Origin of the sequence: Candidatus Planktophila sp. (assembly GCF_040402315.1) — a bacterium.
GTDB lineage: Bacteria > Actinomycetota > Actinomycetes > Nanopelagicales > Nanopelagicaceae > Planktophila.
Genome location: NZ_JBBAMU010000043.1, coordinates 1 through 4,679, shown reverse-complemented (window position 1 = coordinate 4,679; position 4,679 = coordinate 1). Strand labels below are relative to the sequence as shown.

Annotated in this window: 4 protein-coding genes; all 4 read left to right on the top strand. The window is 47.8% G+C overall.

What is annotated here, in order from left to right:
* The first annotated feature begins 183 nt into the window (after window positions 1-183).
* The 4 genes from AC9UEP_RS05645 to AC9UEP_RS05630 all read left to right on the top strand — a co-directional run bounded on the left by AC9UEP_RS05645 (window position 184) and on the right by AC9UEP_RS05630 (window position 4,609).
* Window positions 184-1,623 (top strand): sigma 54-interacting transcriptional regulator, encoded by a 1,440-nt coding sequence (locus AC9UEP_RS05645; protein WP_509544944.1) that lies wholly within the window; start codon window positions 184-186, stop codon window positions 1,621-1,623.
* Window positions 1,623-3,578, top strand: coding sequence for a VWA domain-containing protein (locus AC9UEP_RS05640; protein WP_509544941.1), 1,956 nt, complete (start codon window positions 1,623-1,625; stop codon window positions 3,576-3,578). The genes AC9UEP_RS05645 and AC9UEP_RS05640 overlap by 1 nt, the downstream gene beginning before the upstream one ends.
* A gap of 83 nt (window positions 3,579-3,661) precedes the next feature.
* A complete protein-coding gene (locus AC9UEP_RS05635; RefSeq protein ID WP_509544939.1) occupies window positions 3,662-4,048 on the top strand; it encodes a hypothetical protein in 387 nt (128 codons plus the stop codon).
* 6 nt (window positions 4,049-4,054) lie between these two features.
* Window positions 4,055-4,609: a hypothetical protein gene (locus AC9UEP_RS05630; RefSeq protein ID WP_509544936.1), complete on the top strand. Its 555-nt coding sequence runs from the start codon at window positions 4,055-4,057 to the stop codon at window positions 4,607-4,609.
* The last annotated feature ends 70 nt before the right edge of the window (window positions 4,610-4,679 follow it).

The following is a 4,679-nucleotide window of genomic DNA, read 5'->3' as shown; positions in this document are numbered from 1 at the left end:
TTTTTGCCTGCAAGTTCACGTGCCACGATTAACCGACTTTCTATAAAGACCCGAAGTGGGCCAAGGCATAAAGTTCACCATGCTTATGGGGTCGTCGCAACATATCGCTCTTATTTACTTCACTATTTCTTCTTTATTATTGCGGTTGCAGGAACCTGCTGGCTCATCTACCGTGCAATTACTATGAAACAGACTCCTAAGATCCCGGCCGAACTTCCAACACAGTTAGGCGCACTCATTGCCAGCGGTTATCGCGCACACACCGTCAAGGCCGAACTTCAAGAGAACTTGCTCAGTAAGTTGCGCGCGGCAAAGGTGACGTTGCCCGGGATTGTCGGATTTGAAGAAACGGTCGGACCAGCAGTTGAAAGGGCGCTGCTTGCTGGCCATGATTTTGTTCTATTAGGAGAGCGCGGTCAAGGAAAAACACGTTTAATTCGTAGCCTCGTAAATTTATTAGATGAGTGGAGTCCACACGTTGCGGGTTGTGAAATTAACGATGAGCCAACAGCCCCGATTTGTGTTCGCTGTATCGCACTAGCTGCTGATCTCGGAGATAACCTGCCAATCGATTGGCGCCATCGCACTCAGCGCTATGGTGAGAAACTGGCCACCCCAGATACATCGGTTGGTGATCTGATTGGAGATGTCGATCCCATCAAAGTAGCCGAAGGTCGATCCCTTGGGGATCCTGAAACCATTCACTACGGGTTAATCCCACGAACCAATCGTGGCATTTTTGCAATCAACGAACTGCCTGATCTTGTAGAAAGAATTCAAGTCGCACTGCTCAATGTTTTAGAGGAGCGAGATGTGCAAGTGCGCGGATATAGCTTGCGCTTGCCACTTGATTTGTTAGTTGTTGCTAGTGCAAATCCGGAAGATTACACAAACCGTGGTCGCATCATTACGCCACTAAAAGATCGATTTGGCGCTGAAATCCGAACTCACTATCCATTAGATCTGGAAGTTGAGATCGAACTGTTGCGGCAAGAGGCTGCTATTCAAGCCGTTGTTCCACACCACATTCTTGAAACCGTTGCTCGCTTTACTAGTGCTGTCCGTGAGTCAGAGAGCGTTGATCAACGCAGTGGCGTCTCGGCGCGTTTTTCTATCGCATGTGTTGAAGAGCTCTCTGGAGCGGCTCTTCGCCGAGCGGCGATTAATGGCGAAGCAGAGCCTGTTGTGCGAATTGGTGATTTAGTCGACGTTGTCGCATCACTTCGTGGAAAAGTTGAATTCGAACTAGCTCAAGAGGGAGCCGAGATCGAGACCCTAATTTTACTAGCCCGACAAGCAACTGCAGCCACATGGCGCTTGTTATTGGGTGGACAAGGGACGCGGGCATTTCTGACAAACCTGGTTGATTGGTTTGATTCTGGAAATACTTTTGCCACTTCAGATTTAATGAGCAGCCAAGAGATTTTAGATGCCATTGGTCCAATGGACGGCCTTGGATCATTAGTGAGTGCAACCGAGTCAGGTATGGCAGAGTCTGTTGGACTTGTTGCCTCATGTATCGAGTTTGCAACTGAAGGCTTGTGGCTTACAAGGCGCATTGATAAAAACGATCACAATGGAACCCGCACCTATGGTGGCAAAGAGACCGGTGCACAGAGTTAATGAAGCCACGTAATCCATATATCTACGGCCCCTTTACCGGTGGCCCAGATCCACTTGCACCTTTAGTAGATGCTGGAGCTGGCGTTGATGAAATGGGTGAGCGAATCCTTCAAGGTCAGTCGGTGCAAGATGCGCTCAGAGATCTCATGCGATCTGGAAGTAAAGGCCGGCAAGGTTTAGAACAGATGTATCGCCAAATTCGCGATCGCTATAACAAGGTTCGTGAATCTGCTGCCATGAATGGCTTGCTAGATGATTTGAAAGAAATTCTGGCAGAGGCAATTGATGCCGAACGTAGCGCACTGTTTCCAGATCCCAGTGATGATGCTCGCTTTGCCGAAGCTGTACTTGATGCGTTGCCAGAAGATGTACCCAATGCAATGAAAGAGCTTGATAATTATCAGTGGCGCTCGCCCTTAGCCCAGCAACTATATGAAGAGATGAAAGATCGTTTGCGCCGAGATGTGATTGATCAACAGTTTGCAGGTATGAGTCAATCGATGAAGGAGATGGCAACACCTGAAAATAAGGCTGCTATGGCTGCCATGATGGAGGATCTGAATCAACTTCTTAGTGATCACCGGGAGGGTACTTCGACCCAAGATCAGTACGAAGAGTTCATTAAAAAACATAAAGATTTTTTTCCAGATGCACCAGAGACGCTCGATCAATTTATTGACGAGCTAGCTCGCCAATCCGCTGCCATGGATCGAATGCTGGCATCCATGAGCCCAGAGCAACGCGCAGAACTGTCCGAGGCAATGCAGCAGGCCCTGGCCGACATGGGTGTGCAGGATCAAATGGCCGAACTTCAAGACAATCTCAAAGCGCTTCGGCCCGAATTTTCGCGCCGCCGCGGAACACCACTTAATGGTGATTCATCATCAGGCCTGCCTCAGGCGACGCAAGCGCTAGCTGAGATGGGGGATTTAGAAACTTTGGTAAATCAAATTGGTGATGCCGATGAGATGGGTGATCCAACGCAGATAGATCTAGATCTACTAGAACGTGCGATGGGGCGCTCGCTACGTGATGAACTTGAGGCGATGCAACAGTTGCAAAAAGATTTACAAGATCAGGGATTTCTCGTAAAAAGTGAGGAATCGATGCGCTTGTCTGCAAAAGCTGTCCGGCGCATCGGTCAGTCGGCGTTAACTGAAGTCTTTAAACATTTAGACAGTACTGCGCGCGGCGATCACCAAATGCATCGTGCTGGAAAATCTGGGGAGGCAACAGGAACCCATCGACAGTGGAGTTTTGGTGATGATGGTGCAATTGATGTTGTTCGAACTACACAAAATGCAACGCGCAGGCGAGTTGCAACAGGTGATAAGACCTTTTTACACCCAGATGATTTTGATGTAGCAGAGACTGAGAACCTAACAAAGGCCGCTGTTGTATTACTAGTCGATCAGTCTTATTCGATGTTAATGAATGACACGTGGGGCGCTGCTAAAACCATGGCACTTGCCCTGCACTCTTTATCTTCGACAAAGTATCCGCTGGATGCGTTACAGGTTATTAGTTTTGCAAACCTTGCCCGTGTCGTAAACCCTATGGATATTCCAGATCTTGAAGCGAGCCAGACACCAGGTACAAATCTTCAACATGCGTTAATGCTTGCTGGCAAATTTTTAGATAAGCACACCGGCTCACAGCGAATTGTTATGGTGGTAACAGATGGCGAACCAACTGCTCACCTAATTGGTCAAGGCGATTGGTGGTTTAACTGGCCACCTGAACAAGAAACGATCGAATTGACGGTGCAAGCTATCGATGAGATGACGCGCCGCAAAGTGGCAATAACCTGGTTTCGTTTAGGTGATGATCCCCAATTAGCTAGATTTTTAGACAACATGGCTCGGCGCAATGGGGGCAAGGTTCTTGCAACTGATCCCGATAGCTTGGGTGATTATGTAATTAGTGATTACGTCACTAAGCGAAGATCAGCTTAGGTTTAACACCGCAAACTTTTATGGAAGCTACACACCAAGACTGCACAAAATGTGGAGCAATCCTGACCGAATACATTCCTACAGTGGCCTGCGGTAATAGCTGTCATGAATGCGGAAAGTATGCCTACGCTGCAGATGAACCTTCATATCTTTATCTACTCACCAATGTGCAACTTGGTCAACATAAAATTGGGATAGGTACTGTTGGGAAAGACAAAAATCGATTACAGGAATTGATTGAGGCGGGTTGGGCTCTTCATTCCATGTGGCACGCAAGTGATAAAAGAAAGAGCTATCAATGGGAAAAAGAAGTATTCAAACAATTGCAGGCTCAGTTTGATTCAGCGGGTGCGTCAGGTTTTATTGGCCGCTCAGATGGTCATTGGTTTGAGGGAGTTAGTGCCCAAGCTATTTCAATCACATCTCTTTCTCATCTGATGTCGACCGTAGTTTCGGGTGGCGTGAAATAAAAGGTGATGAATGATGAAGAGCCGCTTGTAGAAAGCAAAACATCTACTCAGGAATCTGCCGCCAGAACTATCCTGGGTAGATTTCCGAACGCTTCTCTTAGTACGCGAGAGAGCCAGAGCGAGACAATCTTTGAGATCTACTTTCACGACAAGCTGCTCTTAAGCCTGGATAAAAAAGGTGCTCGATACTTCTTTCCTTCTCGTCGCAAGCGAATTGTGAAGTGGGAGAAAATTACCACCTTTGGACTGGCGCGCGTTATTGATTACATTCTTCGAGACTTGGCAGAGGCAAATTACGAGGTGCTGTCGAGGACAAATAAACAGGTGTTAAAGCGTCCGATTCACATCAGTCGGTTGATGCGCTGCCCCGATTGCAAACAAGGGGGAGGCGTAAAGATAATTGTGCGCGGTGAAAAATTGGCGGCGGAGAACTCTGAGATTTACACAGCCATTTCGGCGGCGGGCGATATCAATGGGGCTGAGATCAAATGCATTCTGTGTGGCTGGATCGGAATTCGGGAAGAGCTACTGCGAAAGATTAGAAAACCGCGTAGTTCGTAGCGTTCAGATGAAAAGGAGCGGAGGATGAGGGATTTGAACCCTCGAGACTTTCATCTACGCGTGTTCGAGA

Bases quoted from the DNA above. Each gene is read 5' to 3' on its own strand.
- AC9UEP_RS05645 (WP_509544944.1), top strand. From the start codon at position 184: ATGAAACAGACTCCTAAGATCCCGGCCGAACTTCCAACACAGTTAGGC.
- AC9UEP_RS05640 (WP_509544941.1), top strand. From the start codon at position 1,623: ATGAAGCCACGTAATCCATATATCTACGGCCCCTTTACCGGTGGCCCA.
- AC9UEP_RS05630 (WP_509544936.1), top strand. From the start codon at position 4,055: ATGAATGATGAAGAGCCGCTTGTAGAAAGCAAAACATCTACTCAGGAA.